Origin of the sequence: Moorena producens 3L (assembly GCF_000211815.1) — a bacterium.
GTDB classification, from domain to species: Bacteria; Cyanobacteriota; Cyanobacteriia; order Cyanobacteriales; family Coleofasciculaceae; genus Moorena; species Moorena producens.
This window is the reverse complement of sequence record NZ_GL890956.1, coordinates 33,766-51,499: the sequence shown is the minus strand read 5'-3', so window position 1 is coordinate 51,499 and position 17,734 is coordinate 33,766. Positions and strand designations below refer to the sequence as shown.

The 17,734-nt window shown below is 43.8% G+C and carries 14 protein-coding genes; 8 read left to right on the top strand and 6 right to left on the bottom strand.

The genetic code is table 11. The features are described 5' to 3' along the window. Window positions 1-32: 32 nt before the first annotated feature. Entirely contained in the window at window positions 33-1,379 is a 1,347-nt protein-coding gene (locus tag LYNGBM3L_RS24950; RefSeq protein WP_008188099.1) for an IS200/IS605 family accessory protein TnpB-related protein, read from the top strand. 16 nt (window positions 1,380-1,395) lie between these two features. On the opposite strand, the gene LYNGBM3L_RS24945 is transcribed toward LYNGBM3L_RS24950, so the two are convergent. Then, window positions 1,396-2,232, bottom strand: a complete 837-nt coding sequence (locus LYNGBM3L_RS24945) for a zinc-binding alcohol dehydrogenase family protein (protein ID WP_008188098.1) — start codon at window positions 2,230-2,232, stop codon at window positions 1,396-1,398. A gap of 449 nt (window positions 2,233-2,681) precedes the next feature. Here LYNGBM3L_RS24945 and LYNGBM3L_RS24940 point away from each other — a divergent pair, with 449 nt between their 5' ends. Together LYNGBM3L_RS24940 and LYNGBM3L_RS44285 are read left to right on the top strand one after the other, a co-directional pair. Continuing rightward, window positions 2,682-3,077: a hypothetical protein gene (locus LYNGBM3L_RS24940; protein ID WP_008188097.1), complete on the top strand. Its 396-nt coding sequence runs from the start codon at window positions 2,682-2,684 to the stop codon at window positions 3,075-3,077. Between the two features lie 22 nt (window positions 3,078-3,099). Beyond that, complete coding sequence (locus LYNGBM3L_RS44285; RefSeq protein ID WP_008188096.1) at window positions 3,100-5,115, top strand: NACHT domain-containing protein; 2,016 nt, start codon at window positions 3,100-3,102, stop codon at window positions 5,113-5,115. Here the strand turns inward: LYNGBM3L_RS44285 and LYNGBM3L_RS46090 are convergent. Further along, window positions 5,112-5,288 (bottom strand): hypothetical protein, encoded by a 177-nt coding sequence (locus LYNGBM3L_RS46090; RefSeq protein WP_008188095.1) that lies wholly within the window; start codon window positions 5,286-5,288, stop codon window positions 5,112-5,114. The two genes, LYNGBM3L_RS44285 and LYNGBM3L_RS46090, sit on opposite strands and share 4 nt — an antisense overlap. Before the next feature lie 562 nt (window positions 5,289-5,850). On the opposite strand from LYNGBM3L_RS46090, the gene LYNGBM3L_RS24930 reads away from it, so the two are divergent. Continuing rightward, window positions 5,851-8,031, top strand: coding sequence for a serine/threonine-protein kinase (locus LYNGBM3L_RS24930; protein ID WP_008188094.1), 2,181 nt, complete (start codon window positions 5,851-5,853; stop codon window positions 8,029-8,031). A 151-nt stretch (window positions 8,032-8,182) separates the two neighbouring features. Here the strand turns inward: LYNGBM3L_RS24930 and LYNGBM3L_RS24925 are convergent, their stop codons facing one another. Next, window positions 8,183-9,127, bottom strand: coding sequence for a DMT family transporter (locus tag LYNGBM3L_RS24925; RefSeq protein WP_202799252.1), 945 nt, complete (start codon window positions 9,125-9,127; stop codon window positions 8,183-8,185). Window positions 9,128-9,914: 787 nt separating this feature from the next. Here LYNGBM3L_RS24925 and LYNGBM3L_RS44280 point away from each other — a divergent pair. Further along, a complete protein-coding gene (locus tag LYNGBM3L_RS44280) occupies window positions 9,915-10,094 on the top strand; it encodes a hypothetical protein (RefSeq protein WP_154659911.1) in 180 nt (59 codons plus the stop codon). 32 nt (window positions 10,095-10,126) lie between these two features. Continuing rightward, window positions 10,127-11,902 carry a vWA domain-containing protein gene (locus LYNGBM3L_RS24920; RefSeq protein WP_048815322.1) on the top strand — a complete coding sequence of 592 codons (1,776 nt, stop codon included), beginning with the start codon at window positions 10,127-10,129 and terminating at the stop codon, window positions 11,900-11,902. Here LYNGBM3L_RS24920 and LYNGBM3L_RS41690 read toward each other — a convergent pair. The 3 genes from LYNGBM3L_RS41690 to LYNGBM3L_RS24910 all read right to left on the bottom strand — a co-directional run bounded on the left by LYNGBM3L_RS41690 (window position 11,859) and on the right by LYNGBM3L_RS24910 (window position 13,250). Next, window positions 11,859-12,041 carry a hypothetical protein gene (locus tag LYNGBM3L_RS41690; RefSeq protein WP_143764233.1) on the bottom strand — a complete coding sequence of 61 codons (183 nt, stop codon included), beginning with the start codon at window positions 12,039-12,041 and terminating at the stop codon, window positions 11,859-11,861. The two genes, LYNGBM3L_RS24920 and LYNGBM3L_RS41690, sit on opposite strands and share 44 nt — an antisense overlap. 84 nt (window positions 12,042-12,125) lie before the next feature. After that, window positions 12,126-12,410, bottom strand: coding sequence for a hypothetical protein (locus tag LYNGBM3L_RS24915; RefSeq protein WP_008188090.1), 285 nt, complete (start codon window positions 12,408-12,410; stop codon window positions 12,126-12,128). 297 nt (window positions 12,411-12,707) lie between these two features. Beyond that, the gene (locus LYNGBM3L_RS24910) at window positions 12,708-13,250 is read right to left on the bottom strand and encodes a cysteine hydrolase family protein (RefSeq protein ID WP_008188089.1); all 543 of its coding nucleotides are present in this window, start codon (window positions 13,248-13,250) and stop codon (window positions 12,708-12,710) included. A 440-nt stretch (window positions 13,251-13,690) separates the two neighbouring features. On the opposite strand from LYNGBM3L_RS24910, the gene LYNGBM3L_RS24905 reads away from it, so the two are divergent. Together LYNGBM3L_RS24905 and hpsP are read left to right on the top strand one after the other, a co-directional pair. After that, entirely contained in the window at window positions 13,691-15,874 is a 2,184-nt protein-coding gene (locus LYNGBM3L_RS24905; RefSeq protein WP_008188088.1) for a DEAD/DEAH box helicase, read from the top strand. 603 nt (window positions 15,875-16,477) lie between these two features. Next, a complete protein-coding gene (hpsP, locus tag LYNGBM3L_RS24900) occupies window positions 16,478-17,659 on the top strand; it encodes a hormogonium polysaccharide biosynthesis glycosyltransferase HpsP (protein WP_044494703.1) in 1,182 nt (393 codons plus the stop codon). Window positions 17,660-17,734 lie beyond the last annotated feature (75 nt).

Sequence of the window (17,734 nt, the reverse complement as noted above, 5' to 3'; positions counted from 1 at the left end):
GATAGTGACATGTTAGCAGTTTAGGTGAGGACGTGAAGACACCAACCAAGATCATTCGCACTGACAAATGGAGGCTTAACCCGACCGCAGAACAACGTTTACTGTTTAGGGAAACGGTTAAAGTCTATCGTCGTGCTTGCAGATATTTGGTTGGAATCATCTATACCCACTGGGGGGAATTAGGTACCTTAACGGCAGATCACTTGACTCCTGCTGTCGAGAAGTTAATGCATCAGACGGCTAAACGCCCCAGTATAAAATACCCTCAGTTCAATCAAGCTTTTTACAAATTCCCCAGCTACTACCGTAGATCGGCGATCGCATTCTCTGCTGGTCAAGTTAGTAGCTTTGTGACCCGTTACCAGGAATGGCAATCAGGTTCGAGAAAAAGGAAAGATGCCAAACCTCCAAAACTAAACGCAGACACTGGTTGTTATCCCTCTTTGTATAAAGGTCAATGCTATAAATTACATGGTTTTAACCAAGTAGAAATTAAAGTTTTTAATGGCAAGAACTGGATCTGGACTAAAGTTCAGATTACCGGTTTAAGAGAACGCCACGCCTGTGCGACTAACAAAATGATGTCTCCTGCGTTGATCTTCAATGATAGGTACTGTCATCTGTCTGTTCCGTTCAATTGCAAGCCAGAAAAGCGCAAACCAGAAGCTAACGTTACTGCGGTAGATTTAGGTATCAACACTACCGCAACAATAGCAGTCGTAACCCAGACCGGCACTGTAATCCACCGTGAATTTATTCACCCAGGAAGAGACATAGACCGTAGGGACAAACGACTAAAGTCCGTATCTGTACGAGCATCTAAAACTATGGGAAAAGGCGGGAAACTTCACAAGGCTTTCTGTTCTAAAACCTATAAAAAATGCCAAAGAATCAACAACCAAATCAGCCACATAGTTTCTAAGCGAATTGTCGAGATTGCTGAGAAATTCAACTCGGAAGCGATCGTATTTGAGAATCTTAAAGGATGGAAGCCGAAGGGTGGACGAAAGCGGTCTAACCTAAGGCAAAGATTCCACGGTTGGCTCAAAGCAAAAATTCGTGATTTTACGGAAATGAAATGGACTGAATTGGGGGGTAAAGTCGTGGAAGTCGTGGCGGCTTACACTTCAAAGCTGGCCTATGATGGATCTGGTACGGTTAAACGTAATTCAAGGAATTATGCCCTAACAACCTTTCCTTCAGGTAAGCGATTTAATGCCGACTTAAACGGAGCTTACAACATCGGTGCTAGAGGCGTAATTAAACTCACTCGCAGAAATGACGGTGAGGGTCGTTCCAGCAAAAGATCTGGACGACCGCCTAGAAGCTGGGCTTCCTTGTGTGAGTTGTGGGTTAGGGATAACTCCAAATTAGCATAAGACACCACCGCCTCGTTCAGGCGGTGGAAGCTTCATACATCGAGCGAGTAAACATGAACTCCCAGCTGAAGCTTAGGGCTTTGGTTTTGATCAATGAGATGTCTAGGGACTGAGGGTCATCAATTATTGCGATATGACCGCGAGGCTTAATCAGCTCGATGATGCCAGGAAAATGTCCGTCTGATCCTGAAAGGGAAGCAACGTAGCGGGGTTCGAGTCCCAATTCCTTGATTTGATCAACAAGGGACTGGCGGTGATTGATCACATGGTCGGCACCCATCTTTTGAACCCACTCGATGGTTTCCGGACGAGATGCAGTGGCGATCGCGGTCAACCCGGTGAGTTTCTTGGCAAGTTGAATCAGGATTGATCCAACACCTCCCGCACCACCGATAATCAGTATACTCTCGCCCTTGCCTTCTCCTTCTTTGACCCCGAGGCAGTCGAACAGGATTTCCCAGGCAGTAATGGAGGTGAGTGGAAAACCAGCTGCTTCCGCAAAGCCCAGGGATTTCGGCTTTTTCCCAACAATCCGCTCATCAACGGCATGGAGCTCGGAGTTGGTGCCCGGTCGAGTGATATCACCGGCATAAAAGACTTCATCACCAACTTTAAATTTACTGACATCGCTGCCAACTTGTCGAACAACACCTGCGGCATCATACCCAATGACCTTGGTGCCCTTTTCCGGTGCCATCTTGGCGCGCACTTTCACGTCCACAGGATTGACCGAAATTCCCCGAACCTCCACCAACAGGTCGTGTGGCTCTAATTCCGGTGTTTCGGTTTCAAATTCGATCAGCGCTTCTGGTGCAGTGATTGGTCCAGGCTGATTATAGCCTATGGCTTTCATATCTTGGTTTTCCTTTTTTGATCAATGCCGCCGATTCGATTCTATTGCAGTTTTTAGTTTAATACTGCTGCACTGCCCACCCTAAATCAACTTATGGGGAAAACATGATATGTACATTTTTGTTAAGTAATCTGGATTCGCTGCTCTAGCACCTGAAGTGAAGCAGGGATCACAGTTGCTGGAGTTTTGCGATTGGCCTTTGGGCCACGCTACGCAAACGCATCCTCTTCTTCTACCAGATATTGGTGATGGGAGGTGCTATAATTATAAATTAAACTATCAACAAGACTGGTACGTCCAGTAAGCAATATAAAAAGGTAGTAAAGTACATCCTTTCACGACGTAAATTTTACCAGTAATTTGCCTATTAATTTTATTTAATTACAACAATATAGTCATTACATCCTCCTAGCTTTTATACTGAAACCATTCATTATCCAGGAGATATCATGTCAGAAGACTCTAATAAATCTACTCCAAATGACCTTAAACAAATCAAAATTTCTGGTGGATTAGTAAATGCTAATAATGTTTATGCAAATCAGATAGGTGCCGAGATCAATAATTATGCTCCAGAGCAAAAACAAAACCTAGCAAATGCAGCAGCAGAAATTCAAAAGCTTTTGCAGCAACTAGACCAGAGTTATCCCAATGCAACGGCAATCGAAAAACAGAGTGCTTTAGCTGTAACTCTGCAACAAGAAATTAAGCAAAACCCAACATTCAAGGCCAGGCTAAGTAATGCCCTAAAAGAAGGCGGAATCGAAGCCCTGAAGGTGTTGTTTGCCCCGATTGGTATTCCCATTGAAATGGTTAAAGGTTGGATTGAGGCGGAAGCTGAGTAACCGGCAGTATTGGTAGATACCCATGTCTGAAGAGCAAAAAAAAGTCTCTAACAATGACCTAAGGAATTCCCAGTGTGAGGGTGGTTTTGTTCGTGCTGATACAGTCAATGCTGATCAAATTGGCGCTAAGATCAATAATTATAATGTTGTTGTCAATCCGCCAGGAACCCAATTAACTCGTCAAGAATACCGCAACCGTCAGGCATTACTCACTAAAGTCAAAAACTTTTGGGTCAAAGGCGTTCTGGAAAAATCCCTCTATCACCAGGTAATGATTGAATTGGGATTAGAGGAGAGACCAGATGCCATTACTAATCCTTGGAGCGAAATTCACGAAATCGGTGACGACTCACCTCAACCCCTCCGCGAAGGGACTAAAGTAATTGATTTTTTTGACAAAATTGGGACAGGAGCAACCTTACTAATTTTAGGAGAACCAGGGTCAGGAAAAACTACAACACTACTTGAACTTGCCCGGAATTTAATCGCTCGTGCTGAACAAGACACTAATCAGCTAATTCCCGTAGTCTTTAACCTCTCGTCTTGGGCAAAGAAACGGCAGACGATAGCCGATTGGTTAGTAGATGAACTAAATAGTAAGTATGATGTTACCAAGAAAATTGGAGAAGCTTTAGTAACGCAACAGCAACTACTACCATTGCTTGACGGTTTGGATGAAGTAAAGTCAGACTATCGAGACGATTGTATCACCCAGTTAAACGAATTTAAGCAGAATTCTGGTGTCGAGCTGGTAGTCTGTAGTCGGATTAAAGACTATGAAGCCCTATCCAACCGTTTGAATTTTCAGCAAGCAGTTTGTATAAGATTGCTGACTTCAAAACAAGTTGGCCATTACTTGGATAGTGTCGGTGCTGATTTAATAGGTTTGAGGACATTAATTGCAAAGGATAAAGTATTACAAGAATTAGCCCAGTCGCCCTTGATGCTCAATATTATGACCCTAGCTTATCAGGGAGTAGCAGTTGAGGATTTGCCTAGAACTGACGTAGTGGAGGAACGGCGTAAGCAGCTTTTTGATGCATATATCAAGAAAATGTTTAAGCGTCGTAAAACTAATCAACGATATGAGAATGCGCAAGTAAAGTACTGGCTAATTTGGCTGGCTCAGAGGATGGTTGAGGAATCACAAACGATATTTTTAATTGAAAAAATGCAGCCATCTTGGTTAGTAAATAGAAAGCAAAAACGAATTTATAGGTTGATGTTCGGGCTGATGGCAGGGCTGATGGTAGGGCTGATGGCAGGGCTGATGGCAGGGCTGATAGTCTGGCTGATAGTCTGGCTGATGGCAGGGCTGATGCTCGGGCTTGATAAAAAGGCAACGGAAGAAATCAAAACAGTTGAAAGACTTGATATTAATTGGAAAAAAATCTTGATTAACTGGGAGATTAACCGGCTGATGGGAGGGCGGATTGTCGGACTGATTGTCGGGCTGATTGTCGGGTCGATGGTAGGACTGATGTTTTGGCTGAACTTCGGGCTGAAAGGAGGGCTGATGGCAGGGCTGATGGCAGGGCTGACGGTAGTGCTGATGGGAGGGCTGATGGGAGGGCTGATCGAAGGGCTGGAGAGTTCAGAAATTGAAATAAAAACAAGTCCAAATCAAGGAATTTGGAAATCAGCTCGTAATGCTATAACTGTATGTCTGATGGGAGGGCTGATGTTTTGGCTGATAGGAGGGCTGATCGTCGGGCTGATAGGAGGGCTGGGGACAGGGCTGATAAGAGGGCTGATGGTCGGGCTGAAGGTCGGGCTGATCGAAGGGCTGATAATCGGGCTGATAATCGGGCTGATGGTTGGGCTGAAGAATGGTGGTCAAGCCTGCATCCACCACTTCAGCCTCCGCCTTGCCCTCTACTTCAACAAATACATCCCTTGGAACTATGCCCGCTTTCTGGACTATGCCGCCGATCGCATCTTCTTACAAAAAGTAGGAGGAGGCTACATCTTTATCCACCGGATGTTGATGGAACATTTTGCCGAGATGGAGCCTGAGAATTTAGAATTTAGAATTTAGAATTTAGAATTGGAAGTTATGACTTCTGACTTCTGACTTCTGACTTCTGACTGGGCAATAACCTGACTAGCAATATTAAACTCAAATTCTAGAGCTTCATACTCGGCTTTTACCTCTGGATTTGCTAGAACTTGCGAGCGAATATCATCCCACTTAATTGTCTTTGCTTTCATTTTTTATTCCTCCTATTTTGGTAATTATAGCGTTTCTAGGATTTATGAGGTACGCTTCTCAAGCTCAAAGTCCCCCGAGCGAGGGATTGCTCGCTCGGGGGATTTAGGGGGATCCATTTGTACCTGATGGCATAGAGAATTTCTATAGTTTATCTATTGCTCAATTAATTATTTTTCTGTGCTAAAAATTTCGCTCTAGGATATTCGGCAATTTTAATATTTTACATTCGCCCATTCTACTTGGTGGTGCGTTACGGTGCGGCTGTCCCAAAACTGGCTCTAGGGGTTGAACATCATGGCAAGCCCGCCCCTAACGCACCCTACGCACTACTTCCCTCTCCCAGGGATAATGTTCCGATCACTATTGAAGGCTTTTGTATACTATGATTGGTAGCACTATATAGCAGTACGCATTAAGGTTAAGACATTGGTACAAAGTGAAAAGCTCTTGTAGTTAACTGTTGCCTTTTGCCTTTTGCCTTTTGCCTTGCGCATAGCGCTATACCTAGTGATCTACCTCCTTTAACAGGTGGTGAGGTTTTCCCGGAGCAGTAGAAGTTGCATGAACTTGGGTCTTGGACAAACGATCGGTGGACGCTATAAAATTATTCGTCAACTGGGACAAGGTGGATTTGGTCAGACTTTCGTAGCTGAAGACCAACACTTGCCTGGTGAGAATCAGTGTGTGGTTAAGCAGCTCAAGCCAGTAGCCACGGATCCCTTGACATTGCAGACGGCTAGGCGACTGTTTGAGACAGAAGCCCAAATCCTACACCAGTTGGGAAGTCATGACCAAATTCCCCAGCTTTTTGCGTATTTTGAAGAAAATCAAGAATTCTATCTCGTCCAGGAATTGATTGAAGGGGAAGACCTCAGCCAGGAACTTGTACCGGGACAACAGGTGAATGAAGATCAGATTATTTCCCTGTTGCAGGAAATCCTGAAAGTTTTAGAATTTGTCCATCAACGGCGTATTATTCACCGAGATATTAATCCTCAAAACATCCTTCGGCGTAAATCAGATGGCAAATTAGTACTGATTGACTTCGGTGCTGTTAAACAAGTTAGTACCCAAATCCTAGAAGGGGGGAACACTGGCTTTACCGTTGCCATTGGTACTCCTGGCTATCGACCCAGTGAACAAGCCAATGGTTACCCGAAATTAAGCAGTGATATCTATGCTGTCGGGATGATCGGGATTGTTGGTTTAACCGGTTTACGTCCTCACCAATTGCCCCTTGACCCTAATACAGCGGAAATTAGCTGGCATAACCAGATATCAGTAAGTGCTGAATTAGCCGATACTTTAGATAAAATGCTGTGCTATGATTTCCGAGAGCGTTACCAATCAGCTACCTCAGCATTACAAGCACTAACTACTGTAATTACTAATAAAAATAGCAATAATAACACCAATCCTAACACTACTAAAACTGGCGCTACTTTAATGTTGGGAATTGCCTCATCTATACAACCGCTGCTCCCGAAACCCCGACGATTCAGACTAAAACCGTACCAAGTGTTACTGTACACCGGGGTGATTGGATTGGGGTTTGCAGCAACGGTTTTTATGGTGCATACATTCAGGGGAGCTAATGCTACGGATTGGTATAACCAGGGCGAAACCTTTTTAGAATTGAAGCGCTATGAACAGGCTCTAGACGCTTATAATCGAGCTGTGGAAATCCGAGGGGAATATGCTCCAGCTTGGCAAGGTCAGGGTAAGACCTTGTTTGCACTAAAGTACTATGAAGAAGCTCTAAATGCTTACGACCAAGCGATTCAAATTGAGCCGGATTATAGTGCAGCTTGGAAGGGTAGGGGTAAAACCTTGGAGCAGTTGGAGCGTTATGACGCAGCAATTAAAGCTTTTAATAGCGCCCTGGAACTCCAGCCCAATGACTTGGATGCTTGGATCAGTCTTGGTAATGTTCAGGTTAAGTCCAAGAATTATTTTGATGCGATCGCATCCTTTGACAAAGCCCTGAAACTCAAACCAGATTCTTACCAAGCTTGGTATCGACGGGGCTGGGCATTACATAATTTGCGCCGATATAAAGCAGCAGTAGAATCCTACGACCGAGCCTTAGACTACAAACCTAATTCCGCTGAAGCCTGGTATCAGCGGGGTAATGACTTGAGCAATTTGCGAAAGTATAAAGATGCAGCCAAGTCTTATCAGCAAGCGGTTCAATTCCAGCCCAACTTCTACCAAGCTTGGTATAGCTGGGGCAATACCTTAAATCAATTGGGGAAATACCAAGAAGCCTTAGGGTCCTTTGACCAAGCCGTTAAACTCCAGCCTAAGTCCTATCAAGCCTGGTACAGTCGCGGTTGGACACTCCATCAAGTCCAGCGATATGAAGATGCCCTGGAAGCTTACTACAAAGCCATTAAACTAAAATCCAAGCCTTACCAAGCTTGGTACAGTCGAGGCAATACCTTCTATAAATTGGAACGCTATAAGGATGCGATCGCATCTTACCAACAAGCAGTTAACTATAAACCTGACTACAGCCAAGCCTGGTATAGCCTAGGCAATGCATTAGTTAAACGCAACAAGTATAAAAAAGCGATCGCTGCTTATGACAAAGCAGTGCGCTACCAGCCAAACTACCGAGAGGCTATCAAAGCACGGGAGCGGGCAAATAGCGAATTGGAAGCACAGAAGAGGGAACAGGAAATCGGGAATCGGGAATCGGGAATCGGGAATCGGGAATCGGGAACCGGGAATCGGGAATAGTGGTGTAGGGTGTGTTAGGGACGGGCTTCCCTTGATTTTCCCCCTCTTGACATCGGTTGAGATAGCCCGGCCCGTAACGCACCACTGATCGCTGTTCGCGTAGCGTGGGCGTAGCGCATTAGCTGATAGCTGATCGCTGATCGCTTACATCTTAAGTAGCTTCGGTAGAGCCAATATTATCTAATTCTCCATCTGATTTAGCCAGATAAATCCCAGATAATACAATTATAAACGTCAAGCCATTTAACCAACTCAATTTTTCCGCAAAAATTAGCCAGGCTAAGACTGCTGCAATCATAGGTTCCAGCAATAGGATGAGAGAGACAAAGCTAGATGAAAATTGTTTGAGACTATAGAATAATGCACCCAATCCAATTATAGAGCCACAAAGTCCTAGGCCAATAACAGCAGACCATGATGAAAAGGAAGCAGGAAATAGTCTATCTTCAAATAGCAATGTTAATGGTAACAACAATAGGCCACCCAAGGTATAAAGCCATAGTAAAATTGTGCTTGTGTCAAATTTAACTCGGAGATGCTCTGTTACCAAAAGTGTCCCCGCGTAGAAAAGGGCAGATAGTAATGCAACGCTGTCCCCTATCAATGTATCTCGATCGATATGAAAATCGTTAAAACCAATTAAGAACGTTCCTGCTAGAGCCAGTATCATGCCGATTAGGAAGCGACGATTAAAGGATTGGCTTAACAGTAACCATCCGCCGACAGCTGCAAAGATAGGAGTGGTGTTGTGGAGAAGATTAGAATTAGCAACACTTGTTTTTGTCAAAGACCAAGCCCAGGTCACTAGGCAAATTGAATCTAAGCTAGCAACAAGAAATAAGGAGAAAAAATCCTGGACAGTATAAGCCTTGTTATCAGTAGTAGATAAGCGTCCGCTCTGCTTATCCCAAAGTAGTTTGACAACCTTGCCAAGGCCCAACGCTAGGCTGGCAATCCAAAACCGATTAAATATTGTTCCATAAGGACCCATATCATGTTCTGTTATGCGAGTCAGAATTGGTGAAGACGATAGGGCAAAAATGGCAATGGCTAAGGAAGAAGATCCCCAGACTGCAGAATGTTTAGTAGACATCATCAACTTCCTTAATTAGGGATTATATAGTGGTTGTAAACAGTTGTATTAAACGATTTTAGTAAGCATTCAGCATTTAGCCGTCAGCCGTGAGCTAAAAGCTCACGCTACGCGAATAGCTTTGTGGCACAGGCTTAATGTTTGTGGCACAGGCTTCAACCCTGTGACATCACTCAGGATTATTCGAATGCTGACCTGTTTTATTCAAAAGCACCTCCCGTAGCGCATTAGCTGATAGCTGATAGCTGATAGCTGATAGCTGATAGCTTACCGATTTGAGGTAGAAAATCCTGGATTTTAGGCAACAGGAAATAGCGGATCACCAAAAAAGCGGATCACCGGAACCTACAAAAGGAAATAGGAAATAGCGAACAGAAAAAAAATGATGTGTAGCTCCTAATTAAGAAAAGTTCTATAAAAAGGGTTAACTACATCATCAGTATAAACTATGGCGAGTAGCCATGGTTTATCTAGTTTTATAGGAAGAGAAGTACAGCTTAAGACATAGTTTTATTATTGAAAGGGGACAGGTAGCTTTGGATCAGGAAGCAGAAGATATCTTAAGCTTTGCTTCCAGTCCTATATCTGTAAAAGTATCATAGGATAAACCCATCTTGTCAATCAACCACGGGTACTTTTCAATAAACCTGGCCTTATGGCGCTCATTGACAATATATTTTATACATATAGTGTTTATTTGATGGTAAAAACATTATAGATAGGAATTAACAAAATTAGATCCGTTTACCCGGCAAAATACCATTTAATATAGAGCCTAATCCAGATTCATTTGCTGACCATAGCATTGCTAGGCACTGCCCACCTTAGGATTAATCACTATTCCCGACTCCCGACTCCCGACTCCCGACTCCCGATTCCCGATGCCCGACTCCCGATGCCCGACTCCCGACTCCCCATTAACTGTTACAGAAACCGCAACACAAACAAACAGCCTTCTGTTGTCGATTAGCTTAGGAATAAGCAATACAGAGGGCAAATCAAATGAACAAATTACTAAGACTATTCCTCCTTTCCGGAATGGTCGCTATCTTGGCACAGCTAACAACAGCTTGCCACAATCAGCCATCAGTCCAATTAGAAGAAAGCTCTAGTCTACCTGTAGCGAAAGACGTAGAACGTGACCAAAGACAGCGCCAATCAGAACTTATGGAATCAGCCCCGCTCGGGAGGTCGGCGGATAGTGTTAATCAGAATTTCCGTAACAGAGGTTTGACACCCCGAGCCTCAAGGCGACTCTCCCATAGCCCAAATGCACGCTTTAAATCAGTTCCTAGTAGCTCAATTGCGAGCAAACCCAAGCCGTTACTGACAGCAGAGCAAGCTATCCCAGAAGCCAGCAACAGAGAAAACTATAGTGCAATTGATGAGAACGCCTTTAAGAGAGTAAAGCATAATCCTCTGTCTACCTTTGCGATTGATGTTGATACCGCCTCCTACAGCAATCTTCGTCGTTTCCTTAATAACGGTCAACTCCCCCCTACTAATGCCATCCGTATCGAAGAATTAATTAACTACTTTAACTACGACTATCCCGAACCGGAAAGCGATCGCCCTTTTTCGATTACCACAGAAATTTCCCAAGCTCCTTGGAATCCCACTCACCAATTAGTTCACATTGGCATCCAGGGGGAAAAGATGGCGATTGAAGATTTGCCTCCCAGCAATCTAGTCTTTTTGCTGGATGTCTCCGGTTCCATGAATACTCCCAATAAGCTTCCCTTGCTCAAAGATGCCTTTCGGATGCTCGTCAATGAATTAAGAGAAGAAGACCAGGTCAGTATTGTCGTCTATGCTGGAGCTGCTGGGGTGGTTTTACCCCCTACTCCAGGCAACGAGAAAGATAAAATCTTAACAGCCATTGAGAATCTCAATGCCGGGGGGTCTACTGCTGGGGGAGCAGGAATTAAACTGGCTTATAAACTCGCCCAGGATAATTTTATTAAATCAGGAAATAACCGAGTTATTCTAGCAACCGACGGAGACTTTAATGTCGGAGTTTCCAGTGATACCGAATTAGTTAAACTAATTGAACAGAAGCGAAACAAAGGAGTTTTCCTGACCGTATTAGGATTTGGTAGCGGTAATTTACAAGATTCCAAGATGGAGAAAATTGCTAATAAAGGAAATGGCAATTATGCTTATATTGATAACGAGTTAGAAGCTAAGAAAGTCCTGGTTAACGAAATCGGAGCTACTTTACTCACTATTGCCAAAGATGTTAAGATTCAAGTAGAGTTTAATCCTGCCAAAGTCCAAGCTTATCGTTTGATTGGTTATGAAAATCGGCGACTGAAGGATGAAGACTTTAATGATGATACTAAAGATGCCGGAGAATTAGGAGCAGGTCATACTGTCACCGCACTGTATGAAATTATTCCTGTGGGAGCGAAAACTAATGTCAAATTACCAGATATTGACCCTCTGAAATATCAATCCAATGCTGCTTCAACCACTAATTCCAAAGAATTAATGCAGGTCAAGTTACGTTACAAAGAGCCTGACGGTAACACCTCTCAACTCCTCACCTATCCCTTGGTTGATAAAGCTGTAAAGCTAGAGGATGCTTCCGATAACTTTAAGTTTTCTGCTGCCGTTGCCAGTTTTGGTATGGTCTTAAGAGATTCTCCTTACAAAGGTAAAGCCAGTTTTGACCAAGCATTACAATTAGCAAAGGAATCCGAAGGGGTAGATTTAGAAGGTTATCGAGCTGAGTTTATTGATTTGGTTGAGAGTGCGGAGGAAATAGGGGATAGGTAATTGGGAATCGGGAATCGGGAATCGGGAATCGGGAATCGGGGGAAGAGTTTGGGGAGAGTGCGTAGGGTGCGTTAGGGGCGGACTTGCCCTTATTTTTACGGTAGCCAGGGTTGAGATAGTCCGCCCCGTAACGCACCACCCTGAGCACAAGCAACACTCTGAGCAGACAGCTTGGGATTGGTGATCAGACCAACCGGTCCTGCATCCAACACTATCACTCCCCTCACCAAGTTACACCCTTCATCTCAATTGGGAATAACTGACGCTCAGAAAGTCGATCCTGATCCAATGCATCGATCAAGTACTGACCTGTTTCTTGCTGTTCGTCAATATCCTGATCATCAATCCAGGACTGAAGCAGATTAACCGCTTCAGCTTGCTTTTGTCTTACCAGAATAGAGTTTGCCAAAAGTTGTAATGTTATAGCTTCGAGGGATATCCCTTGCTGCTTGGCTTCCTGCAAGAGATATTGCTCCAATTCTGGTGGCAGGTTAAGGATTAACGTCATCAGTCAAACAATGAATGATAAGATTTAATTTGTTAAGTAATTGGGCTTGATAACAAGAAGATGTTTTGTGATTAAACAATTGATCTTCTTGTTAGAGGATATCTGAAAAGTTTTTTGATACTGAATTTTGCCCCCCTAGCCCCCCAATTCTGGGGGGAACAAGAATCAATTTGCTGGTAGAAGTCCCCCAAAATTGGGGGACCAACGGGGGCTTGGATGTAGCAAATGAGACTTCTCAGACAACCTCTTATCAGTCTTGAATAACGAATCGCACTGGTTGTTATCTCAGTTCAATCCCTACGAAAAATCCGATAAGCTAATCACATCAGCATAAGCAACACCCAAAGCATGCATAAATGCCCCATGTACGTCTTGAGCGATAATAGTCTGATTGCCAAAAACCAGATCTCTAGTAGCACAGGCATCATGAACTACCTTACACTTAAAACCCAAATCAGCAGCAGCGCGAGTGGTAGCATCAATACACATGTGACTCATGGCACCGCAAATAACTAGCTGTTCAATCTCAGCTTCTTTGAGTTGATCCAGCAAAGTAGTTTCCCGAAAGCTATTAGGATAATTTTTCGGGATTACAGTTTCACCAGGAAGGGGTTTAACAATCTCATGGATTTCAACTCCTTCAGTACCTCGGATAAAGAAGGGTTCATTAGAATCAGCTTCAAAAAAGTGCTGTATATGAAAAGTTGGCAACTTGTTTGACCGAAAATGATCTAGTAAATGTTGAGAATTTTGACTAGCTAAATTCATCCCCACTAGTTCCATAGAACCACCAGGAAAGTAGTCATTTTGAATATCTACTAGTATCAGTGCTGTCTTCATTGTTGTTCTCTGCACCTGTTTTTACTCAAACCCTTTACATTATAACCCACATTCCACTGGTAGTATCATAGCACGAATTACTACAACCCTAGAACATAATTTATAAGTTATTTTTGGTCTGGAAATTTGCATCGTCTTGTCTGATTGGCTAAACCCTTAATTTTTCGTTTCATTGGAATTCTCTGCACCCTGTATTCAATAGCTGACCATTTGGGAACTCTACGGTTAGGACTGTATAAAGCAGTATAGCAGTTCTAAATAGTTCTCAATTAGGTGAAGTACCTTCTTCTTGGTGTTTAGGGAGCTTGGGAGCAGGGAGTAGGGGTCGGTTCCTGTTCCCTGTTCCCTGTTCCCTGTTCCCTGTTCCCTGTTCCCTAAAACCCATAACTTTGTCCCTCACCGAATTAAAAAGTAAATATTACCATAGGAAATTATCCCAAATGTCGGTTATCGATACAGATCAGGGTCGCAAATTTATTACCACTGAACCGATCACAGAAAGTGAAGAAACAGGAAAACAAAGAGTGTGGGATGCCACTCGCAGTGCATTTTCAGAACGCAATTGTATTGGTTACTGGCGCTATCCTATTTTTTCTAAAGTAGGGGAAATCTCTAAGGAGCCTGATATTTTTATTACTGATCAAGACCTTGGTCTAGTAGTAATTAAAATCCAATCTGTCACTATTGATGAAATTATTACTATTGATGATGATCAGTGGCAACTCCAAAACCCTTACAGCGCTGACCCAAATCCCTACCAACAAGCAGAACATCAGTTAAAAGCAATACTCGCTTTTTGCGATCGCGAACCTGCTATTTGGCGCAAAGTTACTGGTAGGGCGATGATTGCTCTTCCTTTAATTACTCAAGAACAATGGCAACACCACGGTTTTGACCAACTGCCAGACTGTCCTCCCATTATCTTCCAGGACCAACTCGGTAAAGTTGGCTTCCTAGAGTGTATTCAAGAAACTGAATCAGTGATACCAGGAGAAGACATCGATGATCAGCAGTGGAAGTTACTTTTAGCCGTGATCAGCGGAGCACCAATTTTCCGTAAACCTCCGCGTACCCTAGTCTCTACCGAAGGCAAAACTCGCGCTAATGTTGTAGCCGCTTACACCCAACAACTCTACGAATTAGATTGGCAGCAGGAACACATTGGAAAAGAAATCCCTCCTGGGTTTCAGCGGCTGCGGGGAATTGCGGGGTCAGGAAAAACAGTGCTGCTATGCCAAAAAGCCGCTCATATGCACTTGAAGCACCCAGACTGGACTATTGGGTTAGTGTTTTTTAGTCGCACCCTCTACGACTTGATGATTGGGTTAGTAGATCGATGGCTGCGTCGTTTTAGCAATGGTGATATCCAGTATGACCACAAGACTAACCAGAAACTGCGAGTGCTTCATGCTTGGGGTGCTAAGGATCAGCCTGGTTTGTACAGCACAATTTGCCAGTTAAATGGTGCTAGACCCAAATCCGCTGGGGATACTCGGGAAAGACAGCCCAATCGGGGTTTAGCAGAACTTTGTAAACGGCTATCGGAAGAAATCAACATTAAACCCTGCTTTGATGCCATTTTAATTGATGAAGGACAAGACTTAGTTACTGAAGATCACTTAAAGTACCAGGGCAAACAAGCCATTTATTGGCTAGCTTATCAAGCCTTACGACCCGTTGACCCACAACAGCCAGAACAACGGCGCTTAATCTGGGCTTATGACGAAGCTCAAAGCCTAGACACCTTAAAAATTCCTACCACAAAAGAACTATTCGGTGAAAATCTCAGCCGACTTTTGTCACAAGGACCACAATACCCCGGTGGTATTAAAAAATCTGAAGTTATGCGGCGCTGTTACCGCACTCCTGGCTCAATTCTCACCGCTGCTCATGGCCTCGGAATGGGGTTGCTACGTCCTGAGGGAATGCTAACGGGAATTACCAGAAAGGAAGATTGGGAAAAAATTGGTTATGAAGTCAAAGGTAACTTTATTCCCGGTCAACAAATTACCCTCCATCGTCCAAAAGAAAACTCCCCCAATCCAGTTCCTGAATTGTGGAGCGCACCAGTATTAGACTTTGAAACCTATGGCTCTCGTCAGGAAGAAATTAGTGCTTTGGCCGATAAGATTATGCATAATCTGGTTGATGATGACCTTAAAGCCAGTAAAGAAATCTTAGTGCTAGTTTTAGGCTCTAGTTCCGAAGCAATTGAATTAGAAAATCATGTCGCTGTTGTGTTGATGGAGCAAGACATTGATATTTATATTCCCACAGCATTGGAGTTGAATGAACTAAAACCTCAATGGCCTCATGTTGATAGCGATCGCTTCTGGAAAGATGGTGGCGTAACCATATCTCGTGTGCCCCGTGCTAAGGGTAATGAAGCCGATATGGTGTATGTGGTCGGTGTTGATAATGTTGCCAGGAACGAGAGTGATGTCAGTTTACGTAACCAGCTATTTGTGGCATTAACTAGGGCGCGGGGCTGGGCAAGTGTCAGTGGAGTGGGTGACTATCCCATGTATAGCGAAATGCACCAGGTCATTGAGAGTGGCGATACCTTCACCTTTACCTACAAGCGACCTCTGAAGCGGGATATTGGTGACCTTGAAGAAGGTTAACCGTCACAACTGTTTAACTTCGGAATAGGGAACAGGAATCCGTAAGCTATCAGCGTGTCGCGTATCAGCGAACAGCGATTAGCGCTACTTGAGGTGCTAAAGGCTTGTGGCCACGCTACACCGAACAGTTTCTGCCCATAGCGTACGCTACTAATGGTGCTTTTGAATAAAATAAGCATGATAGCTGACAGCTGACGGCTGAATGCTTACAGGAATCCTCCCCGATTTGAACATGTTATGTTCAAAAAGACTGCCAAATTTGATAAATTTCCCCAAGAAGCAAAAGCAGCTTTAGCACAGATGGAAGAGTATTATGAATTGGTGCAATAACGGGATTAATCGGGTGAATCTTTTTGTTGTAAATTTATAACTAAAGGAAGTGTGGGGAGATAGGGAGATAGGGAGATGGTGGAGATTTTTATTAAGGGTAATTGTCATAAAATAATATGAGCATTCTATTGCCGAAGAGTGTTTTTGCATGCATTGAGATGCACCCTGAGTAATCGCCCATGTTGCTCAATTATGGCGTAAGGTCGTGATTGCTCCTAAGGTTGATTAGGAATAGTGCTATGTTTGACCCAACTTGCTATTAATCAATATCCCATGCGAATTTTACAAATCGTCCCGTCGATTTCCCTGGTATATGGTGGTCCGAGTCAAATGGTAAAGGGACTATCTCAGGCTCTGGCATCTCAAGGGGTAGCAATTACAGTACTAACTACTAACTCTAATGGGGATGCTGGTCAACCCCCTTTGGATGTACCCCTGGATCAACCAGTAGAACAGGATGGTTATCAGATCAGATACTTCCGTTGCTCTCCCTTTCGCCGCTATAAATTTTCCCTGGGCTTATTACGCTGGCTATGGCAACACGCCTCAGAATTTGACCTTGCCCATATCCATGCCTTGTTTTCCCCAGTCAGTACAGCAGCGGCTACCATCGCCCGAAAACAGGGATTACCATACCTATTGCGTCCCTTAGGTACCCTTGACCCAGCGGATTTGCGGAAGAAACAACAGCTAAAGCGCATCTATGCCGCACTGTGGGAGAAACCGAATTTAGCTGGAGCAGCTGGTATACACTTTACCAGTCAACAGGAAGCTAAGATTTCGGAACGTTTTGGCACAGCATCCCCTGATATCGTGATTCCCTTAGGAGTAACGCCGCCAATCCAGCAACAACTTCAGCAACAACTAGCTCAAGCACGTACTGAATTGAAGATTCCCCATGACCAGCCCTTAGTGTTGTTTATGTCTCGTATTGACCCGAAGAAGGGATTGGATTTACTTATCCCAGCTCTAGAAAAGCTATTAAACGAGGGATTGCAGTTTCACTTTGTCTTGGCGGGAACTAATCCTCAAGACCCAAGTTATGAAAATAGTATCATAGACCAGATCAAGGCTTCAACTCTATCATCAAATACTACCATTACTGGTTTCGTGACTGGTGATTTGAAAGCAGCATTGTTAAAGGATGCGGATGTATTTGTCCTGCCATCTTACTACGAAAACTTTGGGATTGCGGTAGCGGAAGCGATGGTGGCTGGGACAGCAGTGGTGATTTCTGACCAGGTCCATATTTGGGAAAACGTCAAAGATGCTGAAGCAGGATGGGTGAGTGCTTGTGAGGTTCAGGCTTTGACTAGACAGTTACGGGAAGCACTTCAAAATAAAGATGAATGCCAACTGCGGGGAGTCAAGGCTCAGGAGTATGCTTTAAAGCACTATAGTTGGAATGCGATCGCACAACAAATGATTCAGGTTTACCGTCAAATTAGTGATTAGTACCCGCAAGGGTACTGTCAAACCCCCGATAAACCAAGCAAAATAGACCTATCAGCCAATTAGATACAACAACAC